21 protein-coding genes are annotated in these 20,171 nt (G+C 58.5%); 16 read left to right on the forward strand and 5 right to left on the reverse strand.

Annotated features, from left to right (window positions below):
- Positions 1 to 12 precede the first annotated feature (12 nt).
- The 5 genes from mpl (at position 13) to H1S06_RS03505 (ending at position 4,443) form a co-directional block, all read left to right on the forward strand.
- Positions 13 to 1,395, forward strand: coding sequence for a UDP-N-acetylmuramate:L-alanyl-gamma-D-glutamyl-meso-diaminopimelate ligase (mpl, locus tag H1S06_RS03485; RefSeq protein WP_181737285.1), 1,383 nt, complete (start codon positions 13 to 15; stop codon positions 1,393 to 1,395).
- Complete coding sequence (locus H1S06_RS03490) at positions 1,385 to 2,029, forward strand: flavin prenyltransferase UbiX (protein ID WP_181737287.1); 645 nt, start codon at positions 1,385 to 1,387, stop codon at positions 2,027 to 2,029. Before mpl ends, H1S06_RS03490 begins: the two co-directional genes overlap by 11 nt.
- Before the next feature lie 115 nt (positions 2,030 to 2,144).
- Positions 2,145 to 2,837 (forward strand): tRNA (adenosine(37)-N6)-threonylcarbamoyltransferase complex dimerization subunit type 1 TsaB, encoded by a 693-nt coding sequence (tsaB, locus tag H1S06_RS03495; protein WP_181737290.1) that lies wholly within the window; start codon positions 2,145 to 2,147, stop codon positions 2,835 to 2,837.
- Positions 2,834 to 3,658, forward strand: a complete 825-nt coding sequence (locus tag H1S06_RS03500; protein ID WP_181737292.1) for an undecaprenyl-diphosphate phosphatase — start codon at positions 2,834 to 2,836, stop codon at positions 3,656 to 3,658. The genes tsaB and H1S06_RS03500 overlap by 4 nt, the downstream gene beginning before the upstream one ends.
- Complete coding sequence (locus H1S06_RS03505) at positions 3,655 to 4,443, forward strand: class I SAM-dependent methyltransferase (protein WP_181737294.1); 789 nt, start codon at positions 3,655 to 3,657, stop codon at positions 4,441 to 4,443. The genes H1S06_RS03500 and H1S06_RS03505 overlap by 4 nt, the downstream gene beginning before the upstream one ends.
- Positions 4,444 to 4,467: 24 nt before the next feature.
- Here H1S06_RS03505 and H1S06_RS03510 read toward each other — a convergent pair whose 3' ends face one another.
- Positions 4,468 to 4,674 (reverse strand): SlyX family protein, encoded by a 207-nt coding sequence (locus H1S06_RS03510; RefSeq protein WP_181737296.1) that lies wholly within the window; start codon positions 4,672 to 4,674, stop codon positions 4,468 to 4,470.
- 189 nt (positions 4,675 to 4,863) lie between these two features.
- On the opposite strand from H1S06_RS03510, the gene H1S06_RS15655 reads away from it, so the two are divergent.
- The 3 genes from H1S06_RS15655 to H1S06_RS03525 all read left to right on the forward strand — a co-directional run bounded on the left by H1S06_RS15655 (position 4,864) and on the right by H1S06_RS03525 (position 7,838).
- A complete protein-coding gene (locus H1S06_RS15655; protein ID WP_181737298.1) occupies positions 4,864 to 5,319 on the forward strand; it encodes a cold-shock protein in 456 nt (151 codons plus the stop codon).
- A gap of 129 nt (positions 5,320 to 5,448) precedes the next feature.
- Positions 5,449 to 5,760, forward strand: coding sequence for an antibiotic biosynthesis monooxygenase family protein (locus tag H1S06_RS03520; protein ID WP_181737301.1), 312 nt, complete (start codon positions 5,449 to 5,451; stop codon positions 5,758 to 5,760).
- Positions 5,760 to 7,838: a sensor histidine kinase gene (locus tag H1S06_RS03525; RefSeq protein WP_181737303.1), complete on the forward strand. Its 2,079-nt coding sequence runs from the start codon at positions 5,760 to 5,762 to the stop codon at positions 7,836 to 7,838. The genes H1S06_RS03520 and H1S06_RS03525 overlap by 1 nt, the downstream gene beginning before the upstream one ends.
- Here the strand turns inward: H1S06_RS03525 and hrpB are convergent.
- On the reverse strand, positions 7,829 to 10,351 hold the full coding sequence (hrpB, locus tag H1S06_RS03530; protein ID WP_181737305.1) for an ATP-dependent helicase HrpB: 2,523 nt from the start codon (positions 10,349 to 10,351) through the stop codon (positions 7,829 to 7,831). The two genes, H1S06_RS03525 and hrpB, sit on opposite strands and share 10 nt — an antisense overlap.
- 228 nt (positions 10,352 to 10,579) lie before the next feature.
- On the opposite strand from hrpB, the gene H1S06_RS03535 reads away from it, so the two are divergent.
- The 8 genes from H1S06_RS03535 to dnaB all read left to right on the forward strand — a co-directional run bounded on the left by H1S06_RS03535 (position 10,580) and on the right by dnaB (position 16,402).
- Positions 10,580 to 11,161: an anthranilate synthase component II gene (locus tag H1S06_RS03535; protein ID WP_181737307.1), complete on the forward strand. Its 582-nt coding sequence runs from the start codon at positions 10,580 to 10,582 to the stop codon at positions 11,159 to 11,161.
- Positions 11,162 to 11,185: 24 nt separating this feature from the next.
- Complete coding sequence (gene trpD, locus H1S06_RS03540; RefSeq protein WP_181737309.1) at positions 11,186 to 12,232, forward strand: anthranilate phosphoribosyltransferase; 1,047 nt, start codon at positions 11,186 to 11,188, stop codon at positions 12,230 to 12,232.
- Positions 12,225 to 13,052, forward strand: coding sequence for an indole-3-glycerol phosphate synthase TrpC (gene trpC, locus H1S06_RS03545; protein ID WP_181737311.1), 828 nt, complete (start codon positions 12,225 to 12,227; stop codon positions 13,050 to 13,052). The genes trpD and trpC overlap by 8 nt, the downstream gene beginning before the upstream one ends.
- A 26-nt stretch (positions 13,053 to 13,078) precedes the next feature.
- The gene (locus H1S06_RS03550; RefSeq protein WP_181737373.1) at positions 13,079 to 13,486 is read left to right on the forward strand and encodes an OsmC family protein; all 408 of its coding nucleotides are present in this window, start codon (positions 13,079 to 13,081) and stop codon (positions 13,484 to 13,486) included.
- A 136-nt stretch (positions 13,487 to 13,622) separates the two neighbouring features.
- A complete protein-coding gene (gene rpsF / locus H1S06_RS03555) occupies positions 13,623 to 14,033 on the forward strand; it encodes a 30S ribosomal protein S6 (RefSeq protein WP_181737313.1) in 411 nt (136 codons plus the stop codon).
- 28 nt (positions 14,034 to 14,061) lie between these two features.
- A complete protein-coding gene (rpsR, locus tag H1S06_RS03560) occupies positions 14,062 to 14,292 on the forward strand; it encodes a 30S ribosomal protein S18 (RefSeq protein WP_181737315.1) in 231 nt (76 codons plus the stop codon).
- A gap of 132 nt (positions 14,293 to 14,424) precedes the next feature.
- On the forward strand, positions 14,425 to 14,871 hold the full coding sequence (rplI, locus tag H1S06_RS03565) for a 50S ribosomal protein L9 (protein WP_181737317.1): 447 nt from the start codon (positions 14,425 to 14,427) through the stop codon (positions 14,869 to 14,871).
- Positions 14,872 to 15,013: 142 nt separating this feature from the next.
- Positions 15,014 to 16,402, forward strand: coding sequence for a replicative DNA helicase (gene dnaB, locus H1S06_RS03570; RefSeq protein ID WP_181737319.1), 1,389 nt, complete (start codon positions 15,014 to 15,016; stop codon positions 16,400 to 16,402).
- 13 nt (positions 16,403 to 16,415) lie between these two features.
- Here the strand turns inward: dnaB and H1S06_RS03575 are convergent, their stop codons facing one another.
- The 3 genes from H1S06_RS03575 to H1S06_RS03585 form a co-directional block, all read right to left on the reverse strand.
- On the reverse strand, positions 16,416 to 16,847 hold the full coding sequence (locus tag H1S06_RS03575; protein WP_181737321.1) for an acyl-CoA thioesterase: 432 nt from the start codon (positions 16,845 to 16,847) through the stop codon (positions 16,416 to 16,418).
- A 34-nt stretch (positions 16,848 to 16,881) separates the two neighbouring features.
- Positions 16,882 to 18,171, reverse strand: a complete 1,290-nt coding sequence (gene bioA / locus H1S06_RS03580) for an adenosylmethionine--8-amino-7-oxononanoate transaminase (protein ID WP_181737375.1) — start codon at positions 18,169 to 18,171, stop codon at positions 16,882 to 16,884.
- Positions 18,172 to 18,244: 73 nt separating this feature from the next.
- Positions 18,245 to 20,170, reverse strand: a complete 1,926-nt coding sequence (locus tag H1S06_RS03585) for a sensor domain-containing diguanylate cyclase (RefSeq protein ID WP_181737323.1) — start codon at positions 20,168 to 20,170, stop codon at positions 18,245 to 18,247.
- Position 20,171 lies beyond the last annotated feature (1 nt).

Raw genomic sequence — 20,171 nt, forward strand, 5'->3', positions numbered from 1 at the left:
AGGAGTACCGAGGTGCACATCCATATTCTCGGAATCTGTGGAACCTTCATGGGCTCTCTGGCCGTGCTGGCCAAACAGCTGGGTCATCGGGTGACGGGTTCGGATGCCAATGTCTACCCGCCCATGAGTACCCAGCTGGAACAGCAGGGCATCGAGCTGATCGAAGGCTACGATCCGAAGCAGCTGGAACCACAGCCGGACTTGATCGTGGTCGGCAATGCCATGTCTCGCGGCAACCCCTGTGTCGAATATATGTTGCAGCGCAACATGCGCTATACATCCGGCCCGCAGTGGCTGCATGACCACTTGCTGGCGGACCGCTGGGTGCTGGCGGTGGCGGGTACGCACGGCAAAACCACGACCGCGACCATGCTGGCCTGGATTCTGGAACAGGCCGGCATGGCCCCCGGTTATCTGATCGGGGGGATTCCGCTGGGGTTTGACACCTCGGCCCGCCTGGGAGAAACACCTTTCTTTGTCATCGAAGCCGATGAGTATGACACGGCCTTTTTCGACAAGCGCTCCAAATTTGTGCATTACAACCCGCGCACTCTGGTACTGAACAATCTTGAATTTGACCATGCCGATATTTTCCCGGACCTGGCAGCCATTCAGCGTCAGTTTCATCATCTGGTTCGGCTGGTTCCGGACAATGGCCAGGTCATCATGCCGGCGGATTCCGAAGCGCTGGACGAGGTGATTGAGGCGGGGTGCTGGAGTGAACAGGTTCTGACCGGTTTTGACCGGCGAGCGGCCTGGTCGGCGCAACTGCTCAGTGAAGACGGCAGTCACTTTGCCGTACAGCATGAAGGGGAAAAACTGGGCGAAGTGTGCTGGCCCCTGACCGGGCTGCATAATGTCAGTAACGGCATCAATGCACTGGTGGCGGCCCGTCATGTCGGGGTGCGGCCCGAGCATGCCATTGAGGCCCTGAGCTGTTTCGGTGGCGTCAAAAGACGCATGGAGCGGTTGGGAGAGGTCGCGGGCATTACCGTATATGATGACTTTGCCCATCATCCCACGGCGATACAGACCACGCTGGAAGGTATCAAGGCGAGGGTAGGGGAGCGGGCGGAAGTGGTTGCCGTGATCGAGCCTCGCTCCAACACCATGCGTCTGGGGGCTCACAAGTCGGCTCTGGCCGCGGCGACCGAATCGGCTGATCGGGTGTACTGGTATCAGCCGGAAGGCATGGACTGGTCTCTGGATGAGGTTGTCGCCCAGAGCCCGGTGCCGGCGCGGCTGGAAACGCGTATCGATGCTCTGGTCAATCGTCTGGTCGGCGAGGTTCCTTGCGGAGCGCAGATCGTGGTAATGAGCAATGGCGGATTTGGCGGCATCCATCAGAAATTGTTGAAAGCGCTGGAGCAGCGGGAATCGATCCATGTCCTTTGAGTCTGATGCGCGTGAAGCGGGCTTTTCACGCCGGGTAACCCTGGCGATTACGGGGGCGTCCGGGGTTCAGTACGGGCTGCGCTTGCTGCAGTGTCTGGTGCAGCTGGAGGTGCAGGTTCTGCTGATGGTGTCTCGGGCCGCCCAGGTGGTGATCGCGACAGAGACCGATTTGAAGCTGCCGGGCGCACCGGAGGCGATGGAAAGGTTTCTGAGCGAGCACCTTGATGCCCGTTCGGGACAGATCAAGGTCTATGGCCGCGAGCAATGGATGGCACCGGTTGCTTCCGGGTCCGGTGCGCCCGGTGCCATGGTGGTGTGTCCCTGCAGCACCGGCACTCTGTCGGCCATTGCCTGTGGTGCCAGCAATAATCTGATTGAGCGGGCTGCCGATGTTGCGCTCAAGGAGCGGCGTCAGCTGCTGCTGGTACCGCGTGAGGCTCCCTACTCCGAGATTCACCTGGAACATATGCTGAAACTGACGCGAATGGGAGCGGTGGTGGTGCCGGCGAGCCCGGGCTTTTATCAGCGTCCCCAGTCGGTGGAAGCAATGGTGGATTTTATTGTTGCCCGATTATTGTCTCAACTGGGCTTCGAGCAGACATTGCTGCCGCGCTGGGGAGAAGCGCTGCTGTAATCGGCTGTCTGGATCGCCGCGATCGATGGCGTCCCAAGGGCGTGTCGATCAGGCGGATGCATTGTCACCTCACTGTTATTACAATAGCTGCGTTTTCATACTGACCGAGAGTCCCATGTCCAATATTCTCGCCCTGGATACGTCCACCGATGCCTGTTCAGCGGCTCTGCTGCTTAACGGGCGCATGTTGCAGCGTTTCACGATTGAGCCGCGTCGCCACACTCACCTGTTGTTACCGATGGTCGAAGCGTTACTGGCGGAGGCTGATATTGCGCTGAATACACTGGATGCCATTGCATTTGGGCGCGGTCCGGGCTCTTTTGCCGGCATTCGCATTGCGACTGGTGCGGCACAGGGGCTGGCACTGGCAGCGGATGTGCCGGTCGTGCCGGTATCCACTCTGGAAGCGATGGCCTTTGCTGCCGATGTGGCAGAGGGTAGTTGTCTGCTGACTGCGCTGGATGCTCGCATGGATGAGGTTTACTGGAGCGCCTGGCGGCGTGAGGGAGACCGTGTCGAAGCGTTATTGGAAGAGCAGGTATCCGCGCCTGCTGCAGTTGTGTTACCAGATGCCTGCTCGGCTGAAGGTTTTACCGCGCTGGGCAGTGGCTGGCGCTATCGTGAACACATGTCGGATCAGCTGACCGGTCGTATCCTGACCTGCATGACTGATGTGTATCCGCAGGCCGAGGCGATGGCACGCTTGGCCGTTACGGCGGTGGAGCGGGGCGAGGCTATGGCTCCGGATGATGCGCAGCCGGTTTACCTGCGTGATCAAGTCGCCTGGAAGAAAAAGGATCAACAGTGAACTTCAGTGAATGGATCCAGACGTTCTTTCTGGCGATTATTCAGGGACTGACCGAGTTTCTGCCCATCTCCAGTTCGGCGCATCTGATTCTGCCGTCCCAGCTGATGGGGTGGGACGATCAGGGGCTGGCATTTGATGTCGGCGTGCATGTTGGTACGTTGGGCGCGGTGATTTTCTATTTCCGTCATGAGCTGCTGACACTGGCGAAGGCCTGGAAGCGCTCATTGAGCGGCAACATGGATGCGGAGGGGCGTCTGTCCTGGCTGGTCATATTGGCAACGCTGCCGGCGCTGGCGGCGGGGTTTCTGATGGGCGGGCTGGTTGACCTCTATGGTCGCTCGATCCTGGTGATTGCGGGCACCACGCTGATTTTTGGTGTCCTTCTGGCCTGGGCCGACCTGCGGCGAACCGAGCAGCGTACGACCGAGTCTTTGGGGGTGCGCGATGCCTGCATGATCGGTCTGGCGCAGGCGCTGGCACTGATTCCGGGGACATCGCGTTCGGGTATCACCATCACGGCTGCGTTGATGCTCGGCTTTGACCGCCAGAGTGCGGCCCGGTTTTCGTTTCTGCTGTCGATACCGGTCATTCTGGGTGCCGGCTCATTGAAAGGGCTTGAACTCTATCAGGAAGGCAACAGTGCTCACTGGCTGCATGTGGGGGTCGGTACACTGATTGCGGCCCTGAGCGCCGTGGCCTGTATTCACCTGTTCCTCAAGTGGCTGGACCGCGTCGGTATGAAGCCGTTTGTGATTTATCGTCTGCTGCTGGGCGTTTTGCTGCTGGCCGTCTACTTCGCCGTGCCGGGGAGTGCATCATGAATCTGGCGGTGGGGTGGGCGAGCCCGAGTGACGAAGCTCAGGCCGCAGCGCTGGCACAGAGGCTGGAGTTGCCTCTGCTGGCGCAGCCGGATCTGAGCCGGGCGGAACTCCGGGGGCAGGTTCTGTTGGTGTCGGCTGGCGAAGTTTCCCTGTGTGCGACCGGCCCCAAGCGTCCGGGACCAGTCAAGGCCGATTTCACTGGCGGAGCGGTGGCGCACCGGCGCCAGTTCGGTGGTGGTACCGGGCAGTTGATCGCCAAGGCCTGCGGACTCAAAGCCGGTATCCGGCCATCTATTCTGGATGCGACAGCCGGGCTGGGGCGAGATGCCTTTGTGCTGGCAACGCTGGGGTGTCGCGTGCACATGCTGGAGCGCTCTCCGGTCGTTCATGCACTGTTGGAGTCAGGACTGGGGCAGGCTGCGGGTAATCCGGAGCTGGTCGATATTCTGACGCGGATGACGCTGGAGCAGGCCGATGCGCAACAGTGGCTGCAGCATTGTGCCGAAGCCGAGGTGCCGGACCTGATCTACCTGGACCCGATGTTTCCGCATACGGACAAGAAAGCGCAGGTGAAAAAGGAGATGCTGGCCTTTCGTGAACTGGTGGGGTACGACAGTGATGATCAGGCGCTGTTGGCGGCGGCGCTGGCGGTGGCTCGCTGTCGTGTTGTGGTCAAGCGGGCGCGCAAGGCCCCGACGATCGCAGGCCCGGCACCGAGTTATACGGTGGAGGGCAAGTCCAGTCGCTATGATATTTATGCCCTCAAGGCGCTGGACAGCGACTGAGGCGACTGTCGGGTGCCGACCGGTTTAATAATGAGGCGGGGCAACGTCGGCTGCGGGAGCATCGCCCTGGGGGCCCAGTTCGCGCAGCTGAGCATTCAGAATCTTGACCATGCGGGTCAGGCGTTCGATATCCATTTCCTGACGGGCAACCATATCGCTGAGCTTGTCAATGGCATCTTCCTGAAAGGCGATACGGGATTCCAGCCCGGCAAGGGTCTCATGGTTGGGCATGTCGGTTTCAGTCCTGTCGCTAGAGGTGGGTCCGAAGCATAGACGATAGCGACGTTGACGAAAAGCCGCCTCTCGCCGAGCCATTGAAAAAAAACGGTGAATACAGTATACCTGCTGAGCTAGTGCGCGGTTGATCGACCATTTGCGCACCTTCATGATCAATACCTTAGTCAATTACAGAGAATATCAATGATTGGTAACCAGTTAATCAAGAGTGTACTGGCCAGTGTGCTGGCCGCCTTTGTTATTCCTTTTCTACTGCAAAAAACGGCGTCCATCGATATCGGTTTTACCCTGCCGGTGCTGGCAGTGATCGCTGCAGTTGTTTTCATTGTTACCCTGGCGGCAGCCTGGCCGTCAAACGCAGCCCGTCCGGCGGCCCGACCTGCAGCGGTTCCGTCTGCAGCAGAGGTCGAGCAGGATGATGCCAACGACACCCGGGAATTGGGAGTCGTCAAATGGTTCAACGTCTCCAAGGGGTTTGGTTTTATCACCCGTGACAACGGGGATGACGTGTTTGTACATTTCCGCAATATCCGCGGTCGTGGTCACCGCTCCCTGAACGAAGGGCAGCAGGTGCGCTTCAGTGTGCGTGAAAGCGACAAAGGACTCCAGGCCGAGGACGTATCCATCGTTCACGGCTGATGCCTCCGACCGGCACGTTCTGTGCCGGTCTTTATTCCCCCCTCTCCTTGCTGTTTCTTCGACCCCTCCTGAGCGGTTTTCCCCGAATCTTTGATAGACTGATCAATAGTCAGTCAGCGGGAGATCGATATGTTCGTTGTAGCTAACAGAATCATGGTCAACAGCGGGTATGAAGAGGCCTTTGCCGAGCGTTTTCGTCAACGTGCCGGGCAGGTTGAACAGCAGCCCGGCTTTGTGCGTCTTGAAGTTATGCGCCCAGCCAACGAAGGTTGTCCATGGGTGGTGATGACGCACTGGCGTGACAAGGGGGCCTTTGAGGCCTGGGTATCGTCGGAAGACTTCAAGCGTGCCCACCGGGAGCAGTCGCTGCCGAAGGAGGCCTTCGGAGCCGGTGGCGGACTGGAAATGCATGAAGTGGAGCTGTGTGCCGGGGACGCTTGATGTCGAAAGTGTCGACCGGGCTCGCCGCAACGGGGTTGTTGAGTACCCAGCGCTGGATGTGGCGGGCGCTGGTGCGCTCCGCTCTGATTCCTCTGTTGCTGGTGGAAACTCTGCTGGTCGGTGTGTATCTGATCTCCAGCGGTTATATCCGTGAGGCCAATATCGATCTGCTGCGCGACCAGGCGGACGCGCAGTTGCTCAACACGGCACGGCTTGAAGTCAATGTGATCAACGGCATGGTGGAAAGTGCCACCGGTCTGGTCGATCTTTATCGGCAGGCGACCTTGCGAGCGCTGATGGCTCCGGCCCCGGAGCAGGGGCTGGGACGTTATGTGCGTAACGAATCGGGAGTGCTGTTCAGCCCGGAGAATGATGGTCGGGCGGCATCTTTTTACTCGACCGTGACGCCGCCGCAGCAGCAGGACATGGACAAGGTATATCGGCTGGAGTCGCTGGACCCGTTGATGCTGGATCTGATGCGTATCCAGCCGATGATCAATGCGGTTTATTTCAACAGCTGGGACGGTTACAACCGCATCTACCCCTGGTTCGACACTTCCACGCGGTATGATGCCGACAGCTGGGCTGCGGATTACCCTTTTTACTACGCAGCGGACTCTACCCATAACCCTGATCGTTCGGTCATGTGGACCGATGTCTATATCGACCCCGCAGGTCTGGGCTGGATGACTTCGGCTGTCGCGCCGGTGTATCGGGGTGACTTCCTGGAGGGCGTGGTCGGTGTGGATGTCACCGTGGCAACGGTGGTGCGACAGATTCAGCAGCTGGATATTCCCTGGGGCGGTTATGCGGTGCTGATCAACCGTGAAGGTATCATCATGGCGTTGCCGCCGCGGGGCGAGCGCGATTTCGGGTTGGAGGAGCTAACGGTCGTGCCTCATTATGGCGCCATGCCCAAAAAGCGCTTCAAGCCCGAGCCGTTCAATTTTCGCCTGCGACCGGATACGGCGGATCTGGCCGAAAGGATGCAGGACGCCCCTGAAGGACAGGGCATAGTGGTTCTCAATGGGCAGTCCAAGCGTGTCGCCTGGAGTGAAGTAAATATTGCGGGCTGGCAATTGCTGACCATTGTGGACGAGGCCTCCATTTACCGTTCGGTGGATGAACTGGCGCAGCACTTTCGCATGGTGGGCTACCTGCTGATCGTCGGGCTGGTGTTCTTTTACCTGCTGTTTTTCGGTTACACCTGGCGTCGTTCAGTTTGGCTGAGTCGAGCGGTTTCGGCCCCTCTGGCGACGCTGAATCGGGTGCTGTCGGAAATTGCGCAGGAACGCTACGAACAGCCGCGTCTGCATTTCGAGCTGAGGGAACTGCAGCAGAGCGCTGATGCCGTGGTGCGTATGGGGGCGACGCTGGGACGTGCCAGCGCGGCTCGCAACAGTTTTCTGTCCAGTGTCAGCCATGAGTTACGCACGCCGCTTTCGTCGGTGATCGGTTTCGCGCAATTGCTTCGGGCCAGTGATCAGCCGGGAGAGGATGAGCAGGCCTGTGTGGATGAAATTCTGCGTGCGTCCGAGCACCTGTTGCGACTGATTAATGATGTACTCGACCTGGCACAGGTACAGTCCGAACAGATTCGCGTACACCCTGAGCCGGTGTACCTGGCCGATGTGGTGGATGCCTGCCTGCGGATGCTTGAACCGATGGCGGCAGAGAGTCGGGTTCAGCTGCTGGCGTTCAAGAAGGGGCGGGAGCTGTATGTGCAGGCGGATACCAACCGGTTGAGCCAGGTATTGTTGAACCTGTTGTCCAATGCCATCAAGTACAACCATCCGGGTGGACAGGTGTGGGTGGAGGGTGTATCGCTGGAAGGGCGGATACGTCTAAATGTCATCGATACAGGAACCGGCATCGAGCCGGACCGGCAGGCGGAGCTGTTCCGCCCCTTCAGCCGTCTGGGATATGAGAACAGCGCCATACCGGGCACCGGTATCGGACTCAGTATCAGCAAGCAGCTGGTCGAGCTGATGCAGGGCGGTCTGGGGTACCAGAGTACCCCTGGAGCTGGCAGCACCTTCTGGATTGAGCTGCCGAAGGCCGAATCGGTTCAGGAGTGAGTGGCGCGCTTGGTGCGAGCCGTTGGCAGCGCCTGCGCGGGGTCTTCCGGCCAGGGATGTTTGGGGTAGCGCCCCTTCATCTCCTTGCGTACGTCGGCATAGCTGCCCTGCCAGAAACCGGCCAGATCTCGGGTGACTTGAAGGGGGCGCTGTGCCGGTGACAGCAGGTGCAGGAGTACCGGCACCTTGAAGCCCAGCGTCGGAGTATCGGTACAACCGAACATCTCTTGCAGCTTGACCGCCAATACCGGATGAGGCTTGCTGTAATCGATCCGGATGCTGGAGCCTGACGGCACTTGCATGCGCTCGGGCGCCAGTGTGTCCAGTTCCTGTTGCAGCGACCAGTCCAGCCGGCTGCGCAGGATCGTTGCCAGACTCAGGCGCGCAAAATCACTGCCCTTGCTGATGCCTTCCAGCCAGGGAGGCAGCCATTCCTCCAGAGTCTCCAGCAGTGCCGTGTCGGACCAATCGGGCCAGCGCTTCGGCTCGGGGTCGTGACAGCGCACGAAGCTGACTCGCTGCCGAAGGCGCTCGCAGGCTTCATCCCTGTGCAACAGTGACAGTCCCTGTTGTCGCACCCGGTTCACCAGTGCGGCCGTGCGCTGATCCGGATCAGGGTGCGGGTTTGGCTCGTAGCGCACTGTCAGTCGACCGACCCGAGTATGTTGTCCGGCAATCAGGCGATCCTGCCGAGTATCCCATTCAATGACCTGCTCGCGTTGCTGCAGGTCGGCCAGACAGGTATCGAACAAGGCCGGATTCAGTGCCACGGCCAAACGAATCGTGTCGGTGGCACTGTCCTGGCGGCTGCTCAGGGCTGCAATGGCCAGCCAGTCGTGGCGACCGAGGCGATCTTGTGTACCCAACTGTGCGCCGCGCCCCTGGCTCAGGCGATACTGGTTAGAATGCTGTTCGCGCTGGCGCGCAATGCGATCGGGATAGGCACAGGCAATTAGAAACCCCGGTACATCCTGCTGGGCGAGTCCTGGGGTGACGTCAGTCTTGGAGCGCGGGCAGAGTGCCCGGAACTGGTGCGCCATACGGCGCAGGCGCTGGTTGGTGCCGGAGTGCCCGGCCGCGTTCAGCCATTCCAGGCGCAGCTGCAGGTCGGCCTGAGATGTCTTGAGCGGATCGCGCTCTGACAGCAGAGCGGCGATATCGGCAGCCAGATCGATTTGCCCATAGCGGGCACCGCACAACAGAAGGTGAGCCAGGCGAGGATGCGTGGGCAGTTCCGCCATTCGTTCGCCGTGGGTCGTCAATCGAAATCGGCCGGCGGCCAGTGATTCGACTGCACCGAGTTGGTGTAGCAGGTCCAGAGCCTGATGGTAGGGAGCTTGCGGTGGGGGGGTAATCCAGCACAGTTCATCCGGGCTGTTGACGCCCCAGCGCAGGAGTTGCAGCGCCAAAGGGGCCAGATCGGCATGCAGAATCTCGGCAGGAGGTTGGGGCTCCAGCAATTCCTGCTGCTGCTCTGACCAGAGGCGGTAGCAGGTTCCAGGGCCCAGACGCCCGGCCCGCCCGGCTCGCTGAATGGCGGTGGCGGCGGAAACGCGGGTCGTCAGCAGCCGAGTCATGCCGCTGCCGGGATCGAAGCGGGCCTGGCGACTGAGCCCCGAGTCGATGACTGCCTCCACTCCTTCAATGGTCAGACTGGTCTCCGCAATAGCCGTGGCCAGTACAACCTTGCGCAGGCCCGGTTCCGGTACATCAATGGCCTGTTGTTGTTCCTGCAGCGACAGATCGCCATACAGCGGGGTAATCTGGCGGTCAGGGTCTGTTGGCAGGGTGCTATCCAACAGTGTCATTACTCGACGAATTTCACCCTGACCAGGAAGGAATACGAGCAGGCTTCCCTTGTGCTGCTCCAGTGCATGGGCGATGCAGCGTGCAACGCGCTCTTCGATCGGGCTGTCGGTGCGGTTGGGGCGGGAGTAGATCAGTTCGACCGGGTGGGCTCGACCTTCGCTGCGCACGACGGGAGCGTTGCCCAGAATCACGGACAGACTCTCGCCATCCAGCGTTGCGGACATCAGCAGCAGCTTCAAGGGGGGGCCTTCACGCAGCAGTTCGCGTCCCTGCAGTGCCAGCGCCAGAGCGGTATCGCCGTCCAGGCTGCGTTCATGGAATTCATCAAAAATGATCAGGCCCACGCCTGCGAGCCCCGGATCATCCTGCAGCATGCGAGACAGAATGCCTTCGGTAATGACCTCAATGCGAGTGGCGGCACTGACTTTGCTTTCCAGGCGGATGCGGTAGCCAACGGTCTGGCCCAAGGATTCGCCGAGCTGTTCGGACAGCCTTTGTGCGGCGGCCTTGGCTGCCAGTCGCCGGGGTTCCAGCATGATGATTTTCTGGTCGCCCAGCCAGGGCTGGTTCAGCAGGGCCAGGGGCACACGAGTGGTTTTGCCGGCACCGGGAGGCGCTTCGAGAATCAGTTCGTCATGTTGGCTCAAGGTCTGACGAATAGGGTCCAGAAGAGCGTCGATGGGCAAGGATTGAGGTTGGGTCATGGCGGGTCTTGAGGGGATGTTAAACGGTTTACTCTAGCAGAAACATCGAGGTGTCGTCGTGCCGCAGGCGGTGATAAAATCCATTACGTGTATCAGTTCGCTATTACATTCGCTTGCTGTATGATGATCCGGACGGTCTGTGCGGGCCTTGAGTGTTGGCACGGCGACTGGGGTAGCGAAAGGTACGAGCAATGAAGACACAATTACATCGAACAGCGGGGCGTCAACGTGCTGCTGCTGATTGATAATTTCGACAGTTTTACCTGGAACCTGGAGCGTTACTTTCAGGAGCTGGGGATGCCGGTGCAGGTGTATCGCAATAATGCGATAACGGTGGAACAGATTGCCGCACTAAAGCCCTCTCATCTGGTGATATCGCCCGGCCCCTGTACGCCCGACGAGGCCGGGGTTTCGATTTCAGCCATTCAGCACTTTGCCGGTCAACTGCCGATTCTCGGGGTATGCCTGGGCCATCAGAGCATTGGTCAGGCGTTTGGGGCCGAGGTCGTGCGGGCTCGCCAGGTGATGCACGGTAAAACTTCCCTGATTGAGCATGTGGAGAGCGGCGTGTTTCAGGGGCTCGACCAGCCATTGGAAGTGACCCGTTATCACTCGCTGTTGCTGAATCCGGAAACGTTGCCGGACTGTCTGGAAGTGACGGCCTGGACCACCGGCCAGCAGGGACAGCCGGATGAAATCATGGCGATTCGGCATCGAGAGCTACCCATACAGGGGGTTCAGTTTCACCCCGAGTCTGTGCTGACTCGGCAGGGCCATCAGCTGCTGGACAACTTTCTGCAGCAAGTCTAACCCGTTATCAACAGGAGACACGGAATGAATATTCAGCAAGCGTTGGCCCGCGTGGTCGACCATATCGACCTCAGCCGTGAAGAGATGGTTGAGGTCATGCGGCAAGTGATGACAGGGCAGTGTACCGAATCCCAGGTGACGGGCTTTTTGGTAGGGCTGCGGATGAAGAGTGAATCGATCGAGGAAATTACCGGCGCTGCGCAGGTCATGCGTGAACTGGCGACACCAGTGTGCCCGAGCCGAGGACCTCTGGTGGATATTGTGGGCACGGGGGGAGATGGTGCCAACCTGTTCAATGTGTCATCCGCCAGTGCCTTTGTCGCAGCAGCTTGTGGCGTGTATATCGCCAAGCACGGCAATCGCGGTGTGTCTTCCAAAAGCGGCAGTGCGGATCTGCTGGAAAAGGCTGGTATCAACCTGGATCTGAGTGCTGAAGGGGTGGCGCGCTGCATCGATGAAGTGGGGGTCGGTTTCATGTTTGCCCCCGGTTACCACGGTGCCATGAAGCATGCGATCGGTGCCCGGCGCGCACTGGGTTTGAGGACCCTGTTCAATATCCTTGGTCCGATGACCAACCCGGCAGGTGCCAAGCGTGAAGTGATCGGCGTTTTTACCAAAAAGCTCTGTCGTCCCATGGCGGAAGTGATGCAGCAGCTGGGCGCCGAGCACATCATGGTGGTGCATGCCGATGATGGCCTGGATGAAATCAGCCTGGCGACTCATACCCATGTGGCCGAGCTGAAAGACGGTGAAATTCGCGAATACAGTATTACCCCCGAGGCATTGGGTGTGGACAGCCAGAGTCTGATCGGGCTGGATGTCGATAGCTCCGACGAATCTTTGGCGCTGATCAGGGCAGCCCTTGGTAACAGCGATGAATTGGCCGCACGCAAGGCAGCGGCCATGATCGCCCTGAATGCAGGGGCGGCAATCTACCTCGGAGGTCAGGTGGACAGTCACAAGGAAGGTGTTGAGCGGGCGCTGCAGGCCATCGCTTCGGGAGCGGCGCTGAAGAAAATGGAACAACTGGCTGCATTCAGCCAACAGCAGGAGTCGGCACAAGATGAGTAATACCCCGACCATTCTGAAAAAGATCATTGCGCGCAAACATGAAGAAGTGGCTGAGCGGCAGGCGCAAGTGTCTCTGGAAACTCTCAAACAGCGTATTGCCGAGCAGCAGGGCGGCTCGACCGACCCGCGCGGTTTTGTTGCCAGCCTGGAGCGGGCACTGGACGAAGGGCGTGCAGCGGTGATCGCCGAAATCAAAAAGGCCAGCCCGTCCAAAGGCGTGATCCGTGACCCCTTTGTGCCGGCCGAGATCGCGCCCGGTTACGAGGCCGGGGGCGCCAGCTGCCTGTCCGTGCTCACGGATGTGGACTTTTTTCAGGGCAGTGACGCCTATCTGCAGCAGGCGCGAGCCGCCTGTTCGCTGCCGGTCATTCGCAAGGACTTTATAGTTGATCCCTACCAAGTGTATGAAGCGCGTGTTTTGGGTGCGGATTGCATCTTGCTGATCGTGGCTGCACTGGATGACAGGGCGCTGGCCGAGCTGACGGCCTTGACGCACGAGCTGGGTATGGATGTACTGATTGAAGTACATAATGAAGAGGAACTGCAACGCATTCTGCCGCTTGGAACACGCCTGATCGGCATCAATAACCGTGATTTGCATACCTTTGAAGTCAGCCTGGATAACACGTTTAACCTGCTGGATCAGATTCCGGAAGACCGCATTGTGGTCACTGAAAGTGGTATTCTAACCAGCGCCGATGTTGCTGCCATGCAGGCGCGTCAGGTGAATGCCTTCCTGATAGGAGAGGCGTTCATGCGTGCCGAGGATCCGGGTAAAACGCTGGCCGAGTTCTTTGCCGCAGCGCAAACAGTCAACTAACCTGATTAGAGATACAGCGAATGAGTATGAGTGTCAGCGTCAACTGGGATGGTGATGATCGCTTCAAGGCGACGACCGGTTCCGGCTTTGACATTGTTATCGATAAGGACCTCGAACAGGGCCCGCGTCCGATGGAACTGATGCTGGCCGGCCTGGGGGGGTGTACCAGTGTTGATGTGGTTGGCATCCTGCGCAAGGCACGCCAGGACGTGGTCAGCTGTGTGGCCGAAATACAGGCCGAACGCTCGACGGATGTGCCGTCGGTATTTACCGATATTCACGTCAAGTTTGTCGTCAGCGGTCGTGGTCTGCGTGAAGCGGCCGTCGCTCGGGCGGTACGTCTGTCGGCGGAGCAGTACTGTTCGGCATCGCTGATGCTTGAGCGTGGCGGTGTGAAAATCAGTCACAGTTTCGAAATTGTGGAAGTCGAATAAAAAACGACGGCCGCGACTTGTATTTGAAGGGGCGCACAATTATAATTTTGCGTCCTTTTTATTTATTCAACTCCTTGCTTTCAATCACCGGCATTCGGCGGGTGATTTGGGGGCTGTGAAACCGTAAGGAGCAAAAATGCGTCATTACGAAATCGTATTCCTGGTTCACCCGAACCAGAGCGAACAGGTTCCGGCAATGATCGAGCGCTACAAGGCGCTGATCGAAGGTGCTGAGGGTACTATCCACCGCCTGGAAGATTGGGGCCGTCGTCAGCTTGCTTACCCGATCAACAACGCGCACAAGGCACACTACGTGCTGATGAACGTTGAAGCGACTCAGGAAGTGATGGACGAACTGTCCAGCATGTTCCGCTACAACGATGCTGTTCTGCGTAACATGGTGATCCGTTGCAACGAAGCGGTCACTGAAGATTCTCCGATCAAGGCAGCCGAAGCACGCGAAGAGCGCAAGCCGCGTCGCGAAGAGCGTTCAGAGCAGAAGCAGGAAAAACCTGCTGAAGAAAATACTGAAGCAGCTGCAGAGTAATCACTAACTTATTTTTGGAGAAGTTCAGATGGCACGTTTTTTCCGTCGTCGCAAGTTCTGCCGTTTCACCGCTGAAGGTGTAAAACAGATCGATTACAAGGATCTGGAAACCCTGAAAGGCTACGTTACTGAAACCGGCAAAATCGTTCCGAGCCGTATCACCGGTACCAAGGCACGTTACCAGCGTCAGCTGGCGACCGCTATCAAGCGCGCTCGCTACCTGGCTCTGCTGCCGTACACCGACAGCCACGACGTTTAAGCGTCGGCTGATGCAGCCGGAGGCCGGGCATCGAGAGTGCCTGGCCCTACAAGATTAACGCTGTGAATATCCTGTGGATATGCACAGCCAGGATTCAAACTGCAGCCTTTGCAGAACAAGAGGTTTTACGAGATGGAAGTTATTCTGCTCGAAAATATCGGTAAGCTGGGTCAGCTGGGCGACAAAGTATCTGTTAAGTCAGGCTTTGGTCGTAACTACCTGATCCCTCAGGGTAAAGCCGTACCGGCAACCGCTATCAATGTTGCACAGTTCGAAGAGCGTCGTGCTGAGCTGGAAAAAGCTGCTGCTGAGAAGCTGGCTAACGCTGAAGCGCGTGCCGAGCAGCTGAACGAACTGGAACTGTCTCTGGTCACCAAAGCGGGTGATGAAGGCAAACTGTTCGGTTCTATCGGTACTCGCGATATCGCTGAAGCGCTGACTTCTGCCGGTATTGAAGTTGACAAGAGCGAAGTTCGTCTGCCGGAAGGCGCTATCCGCCACATCGGTGAGTTCGACGTTGACATCCAGGTTCACCCGGAAGTTACCGCTACTATCAAACTGGTCATCGCTGGCGAATAATCTCCGCCTGCAACCGGTTAAGAAAAAGCACCGCGTGGTATATACTGCGCGGTGCTTTTTTGTATACGGCGTATGGCGGTACAGACCGCCTGGCCGCATGACGCAGCACCTTTCCACCACCCGCCAATGAGGTAGTCCCGCGATGGATATGGTCGACTTGAATGATGATGCCCTGGATGCGATCAAGCAGCCGCCGCACTCGATCGAGGCCGAGCAGTCGGTGCTGGGCGGGTTGATGCTGGATAACAACGCCTGGGATACCGTGTCCGAAGTGTTGTTGGAGGATCAGTTTTATCGTCCCACGCATCGTATGATCTTCCGCACCATGCAGAAGCTGATCGATGATGCGCGGCCGATAGACGTAGTGACGCTGTCGGAAGAGCTGGATCGTACCGCAGAACTGGAGCAGGCGGGCGGGCTGGAATATCTGGTATCACTGGCGCGCAACACGCCCAGTACGTCTAATATTCGGGCGTACTCGGAAATCGTGCGTGACCGCTCCTTGCTGCGCCAAATGATTGGCGTGGCCAATGAGATTGCCGACAGCGCTTTTCATCCGGGTGGTCGTGCATCGGATGAAATTCTTAATGAAGCCGAACAGAAGATCTTTCAGATCGCTGAGAATCGGCCCAATCAGGGCGGTCCCGAGCCGGTTAACCCGTTGCTCAAGCGTGCCGTGGATCGTATCGATGAGCTGTTCAATAACGCCGATGCCTTGACCGGCGTGACCACCGGTTTTGATGACCTGGATGATCGCACCGGAGGCCTGCAGAAAGCGGACCTGGTGATTGTGGCGGCGCGTCCTTCCATGGGTAAGACGACCTTTGCCATGAACCTGGTGGAAAATGCCCTGATGGCAACTGAGCGACCGGTGCTGGTGTTCTCGCTGGAAATGCCTGCCGACCAGCTGGTCACGCGTATGCTGTCGTCACTGGGACGGATCAACCAGACCAAGGTGCGTAACGGTCAGCTGGAAGAGGATGACTGGCCCAAATTGACCACGGCGGTCAACATGCTCAAGAACAAGCCGCTGTTCATTGATGATCAGCCGGGCATCAGTCCCAATGAGATGCGCACCCGAGCTCGCCGTATTGTTCGTGAGCATGGTGATCTGGGCATGATCATGGTCGACTACCTGCAGTTGATGACATTGAAAACCGGCAAAAGCGAGGGGCGTACCCAGGAAATTTCCGAAATCTCGCGCTCACTGAAAGCGCTGGCCAAGGAGATGAACTGTCCGGTGGTGGCGCTTTCGCAGTTGAACCGAAGCCTTGAGCAGCGCCCCAACAAGCGGCCGGTCAACTCTGACTTGCGTGAATCGGGCGCCATTGAGCAGGACGCCGACGTGATCATGTTTATCTATCGTGACGAGGTGTATAACGAGGACAGTCCGGACAAGGGGGTGGCCGAAATCATCATCGGCAAACAGCGTAACGGCCCTATCGGTTCGGTGCGGCTGGCCTTCATCGGCAAGTATACCCGTTTCGAAAATCTGGCCCATGGTGCATACGACTATGGGCCGGATGAATAAACCGGAATGATGCTCAGGGTTCTCTGAGCACCTTGTTGCGGAAGGGCTCGGGTACGGTCAGAACCTTGCGTTCCTGATAATCAAAGAACACGATGCCGGTTTTGGCATGGGCGATCTCCACGGCGGTTTCCTTGTTGCTCAGCAGGTAGTAGAGGTCACAGCCATACTTGTTGAAGTCGGTGACGGTTACATCGACCTGCACGCGATCACCGTAAAAACCTTCCGCCTTATACACGATGGCCGAATCGGTCATGATGATGCTGGCACCTTCCACATCCATTTCGGTGTAGTGGTAGTGTTTCAGAAAGCGCAGTCGCGCTTCGTGCACCATGGACAGTACGGCATCGTTGCCCAGGTGGCCGCCGTAGTTGATATCGCCGATGCGAACCGCCAGCTCGGTGCTGAACAGGTAGTTGTCCGGCATTTCCAGTTTTATGCGTGCCATTGTACAGCTCCTTCAGGGGGACTTGTATCCGGTTTCAGTCCAGGGCCTTGATAACATCAACCATGGCGCCGGTCAGTGTCGCCAGGTCCTCATCGCTCATGACGTAGGACGGCATGACGTAGATCAGCTTGCCGAAGGGACGCACCCAGACCCCGCGTTCGACAAACAGGGGTTGTACTTCAGCCAGATCAACGGGCTGATGGCGCTCAATGACGCCGATGGCGCCGAGCACACGAACATCGGCCACCGATGGCAGTGATCGTGCCGGTTCCAGCCCCTGTTTCAGACCCGCTTCCAGGCGTATCACCTGGCTGCGCCAGTCCATCTCTTCCAGCAGTGTCAGGCTTTCCAGCGCCACGGCGCAGGCCAGTGGGTTGGCCATGAAGGTAGGGCCGTGCATAAAGCAGCCGGCACCGCCGGAAGAGATGGTATCGGCGATATCGGCTGTGGCCAGAGTGGCGGCCAGTGTCATGTAACCACCGGTCAATGCCTTGCCGACGCAGAGGATATCCGGGCTGATCCCGGCGTGCTGGCAGGCGAACAGCTCGCCGCTGCGACCGAAGCCGGTTGCTACCTCGTCGGCGATCAACAGAACCTCGTACTGATCGCAGAGTGCTCGGGCCCGGCGCAGCCATTCCGGTGAGTAGAAGCGCATGCCGCCGGCTCCCTGTACAACCGGTTCCAGAATCAGGGCTGCCAGTTCGTGCCGGTGGGTGCTTAAAAGACGCTCCAGCTCGGCAATGTCCCGGTCATCAAACACGCCGTCGAAGGGGGTTTCCGGGCGCGGCGCAAAGAGCTGTTGGCTCAGGACGCCGCTGAACAGCTCGTGCATACCGTTGACCGGATCACAGACTGACATGGCTCCCAGCGTGTCACCATGGTAGCCGTTGCGGATGCTAAGCATGCGTTGCTTGCCGGGCTTGCCGCGCGCCTGCCAGTACTGAATCGCCATTTTCAGTGCGACTTCGACGGATACGGAACCGGAGTCGGCAATAAAGACCCGTTGTAATGGTGCCGGCGTCATCGCGACCAGTTTGCGCGACAGTTCGATGGCGGGAGTATGAGTCAGGCCGCCAAACATCACATGGGCCATGCGATCAATCTGTTCCTTGGCTGCCGTATTCAGGCGTGGGTGGTTGTAACCGTGTACGGCTGACCACCAGGATGCCATGCCATCGATCAGTTCGCGACCATCGCTCAGCTTGATGCGTACACCGGAGGCGGACTCGACCGGGAACATGCTCGGCGGGTTGATCATTGAAGAGTAAGGGTGCCAGATATGCCGGGAATCAAAGGCCAGTTGCTCGGCGTTGGGGCCCTTCATCATGCTATAGACTCCTCATGGTATAGGTGAGGGGCCTCATTAGAGCGGTCTTTGCGGATGGACGCAAGTCGTATCAGGCGCTCTCCACGCAGTTGCGGCCTCGGTGCTTGGCCTGGTACAGGGCTTGGTCGGCTCGGCTCAGCGCGGTTGATGTGTCGGTGTCATCTTCGTGCAGCAGCGTGACGCCGATCGACAGGGTCATGGGGACGAGACCGTTTTCAGTTTGGGTGGGATGTTGTTCCAGGCGCTGACGGATGCGTTCGGCCAGATGAAGAGCCCCCCGCAGGTCGGTGCCGGGCAGGAGCAGGGCAAATTCCTCTCCACCCAAACGTCCCAGCAGATCGGTTTCGCGCAGGCCCTCGGGGGCCAGGCGGGCAAAATGTTTGAGGACTTCATCCCCGGTGTGGTGGCCGTACTCATCGTTGATTCGTTTAAAGTGGTCGAAATCGATCATCAGCAGGGCACTTTCGTGATGTAAACGTCGGTTCAGGCGCTGTTCCTTGTGCAGGCGTTCGATAAAGGCGCGGCGGTTACACAGCCCTGTCAACGGGTCGGTCGTGGCCAGCAATTCCAGCTTGTGTTCGTTCTCCTTGCGCTCGGAAATATCCCGGAAAACGGTCACGACCCCGGTAATGGCACCCTGCTCAATCATCGGCAAACTGGTCACTACAACCGGGAGCAGCTCACCGGTACGGGTGTTGAACAGTTCGTCTCCCTCATAGCTGTCTCCGTTCAGGGCAGTGGCAAAGATCGGGCATTGGGAAAAAGGAAGGGCGGCATTGCCGCCGTGCGAGTGGACCAACTGATGGAAGTTGCCCTGATAGAGCTTCTCGGCATTGAAGCCGGTCATGCGGCTGGCAGCAGGGTTGACGTACAGCGTACGGCCTTCCAGGTCGAGGACATAGATGCCTTCACCGACGGCCTGGCCGATAGCGTCCAGGCGTTGTTTCTGCTGCAGCACTTGCTGACGCTGTTGGTGCAGACTCAGTAGCAGACGTCCCAGCAGTAAGATGGCCAGCAGGCTGATGCCGAGAGAGCTGTAAAATGCCCATTGAATGCTGGTTAGCAGAGGCTCGGGGTACAGCGCCAGAATATACCCTCCCAGAGCATTGTCGAAACTGTAAACCGGGATGAACGAAGTGCTGTAGCCCTGGCCTTGATAATAGATAGCCACCGAAAAGGGGGCTCCTGATGCCAGTCGAGGAGCAAGTTCGTGGCGGGTGAGTTCGGTCAGCAGGGTATCGACCGGCAGGTCGGGGGCCGCTTGAATCTGGTTGAGTTCGTCCAGCAGGAAGTCGTCGCTGATCGGTGCCGGGCGCAACTGACGGCGCAGGTCGCTGAAGCTGATATCGTCTACGGTTTTGCGGTTCAGCAGGAACAGAAAGGCCTGGTCGCTCCCCAATTCGGTGAGTGTCTGGCTGATTTGTCGAAAGGATACGGCTGTTTCCATACTGCCAATCAGCTCGTTTTGGCTGAACAGCGGATGGATAAAACGGAAACCGATAAACAGGCGGCCGACCTCAAAGCCATATTGGGGCGCTGGTGTCGTTTGCATGTGTTGCAGGGACGGCCGTACCTGAAGCAGGTTGTCGCCATAAATACTGGGAGCATGGAAGCGCAGGTAACTGGTCCCGTCCGCCTGCAGGTATTGCCATTGCTGAATGCCCTGAGCCTGGAGGTCACGGTAGTCGGGTAGCAGAGTCTGGTAGAGGGTCTCATGCAGAATCTGCTGTTCCAGGCCCTTGGCATGAAAGCCCGCCTGCAGCAGCGAGAAAACGTCGGGACGTCGCTGTAATCCGTTATGAAAGGTTTCCATAGCCAGTGCATAGCGGTCCAGGCTGGCATGGTACATGGTGTCGAGCAGGGTCAATCGGTGATGCAGGTACTGCTGTTCCCTGTCCTGGTACGTGTTGTTCAGAAACAATGCCACCCCCAGAAAAAGCCCGGCCAGCAACAGAATGTAACCGGCTTGTCGAAGTCTGGGGCTTTCTTTGGGCATG

Source organism: Marinobacterium marinum (genome assembly GCF_013868415.1).
GTDB classification, from domain to species: Bacteria; Pseudomonadota; Gammaproteobacteria; order Pseudomonadales; family Balneatricaceae; genus Marinobacterium; species Marinobacterium marinum.

Coding starts and splice junctions, on each gene's coding strand:
- H1S06_RS15655 (WP_181737298.1), top strand. CDS start 4,864: ATGATTGGTAACCAGTTAATCAAGAGTGTACTGGCCAGTGTGCTGGCC.
- trpD (WP_181737309.1), top strand. CDS start 11,186: ATGAATATTCAGCAAGCGTTGGCCCGCGTGGTCGACCATATCGACCTC.
- H1S06_RS03505 (WP_181737294.1), top strand. CDS start 3,655: ATGAATCTGGCGGTGGGGTGGGCGAGCCCGAGTGACGAAGCTCAGGCC.
- tsaB (WP_181737290.1), top strand. CDS start 2,145: ATGTCCAATATTCTCGCCCTGGATACGTCCACCGATGCCTGTTCAGCG.
- trpC (WP_181737311.1), top strand. CDS start 12,225: ATGAGTAATACCCCGACCATTCTGAAAAAGATCATTGCGCGCAAACAT.
- dnaB (WP_181737319.1), top strand. CDS start 15,014: ATGGATATGGTCGACTTGAATGATGATGCCCTGGATGCGATCAAGCAG.
- rplI (WP_181737317.1), top strand. CDS start 14,425: ATGGAAGTTATTCTGCTCGAAAATATCGGTAAGCTGGGTCAGCTGGGC.
- H1S06_RS03550 (WP_181737373.1), top strand. CDS start 13,079: ATGAGTGTCAGCGTCAACTGGGATGGTGATGATCGCTTCAAGGCGACG.
- H1S06_RS03490 (WP_181737287.1), top strand. CDS start 1,385: ATGTCCTTTGAGTCTGATGCGCGTGAAGCGGGCTTTTCACGCCGGGTA.
- H1S06_RS03525 (WP_181737303.1), top strand. CDS start 5,760: ATGTCGAAAGTGTCGACCGGGCTCGCCGCAACGGGGTTGTTGAGTACC.
- rpsF (WP_181737313.1), top strand. CDS start 13,623: ATGCGTCATTACGAAATCGTATTCCTGGTTCACCCGAACCAGAGCGAA.
- H1S06_RS03520 (WP_181737301.1), top strand. CDS start 5,449: ATGTTCGTTGTAGCTAACAGAATCATGGTCAACAGCGGGTATGAAGAG.
- hrpB (WP_181737305.1), bottom strand. CDS start 10,351: ATGACCCAACCTCAATCCTTGCCCATCGACGCTCTTCTGGACCCTATT.
- bioA (WP_181737375.1), bottom strand. CDS start 18,171: ATGAAGGGCCCCAACGCCGAGCAACTGGCCTTTGATTCCCGGCATATC.
- rpsR (WP_181737315.1), top strand. CDS start 14,062: ATGGCACGTTTTTTCCGTCGTCGCAAGTTCTGCCGTTTCACCGCTGAA.
- H1S06_RS03575 (WP_181737321.1), bottom strand. CDS start 16,847: ATGGCACGCATAAAACTGGAAATGCCGGACAACTACCTGTTCAGCACC.
- H1S06_RS03585 (WP_181737323.1), bottom strand. CDS start 20,170: ATGCCCAAAGAAAGCCCCAGACTTCGACAAGCCGGTTACATTCTGTTG.
- H1S06_RS03510 (WP_181737296.1), bottom strand. CDS start 4,674: ATGCCCAACCATGAGACCCTTGCCGGGCTGGAATCCCGTATCGCCTTT.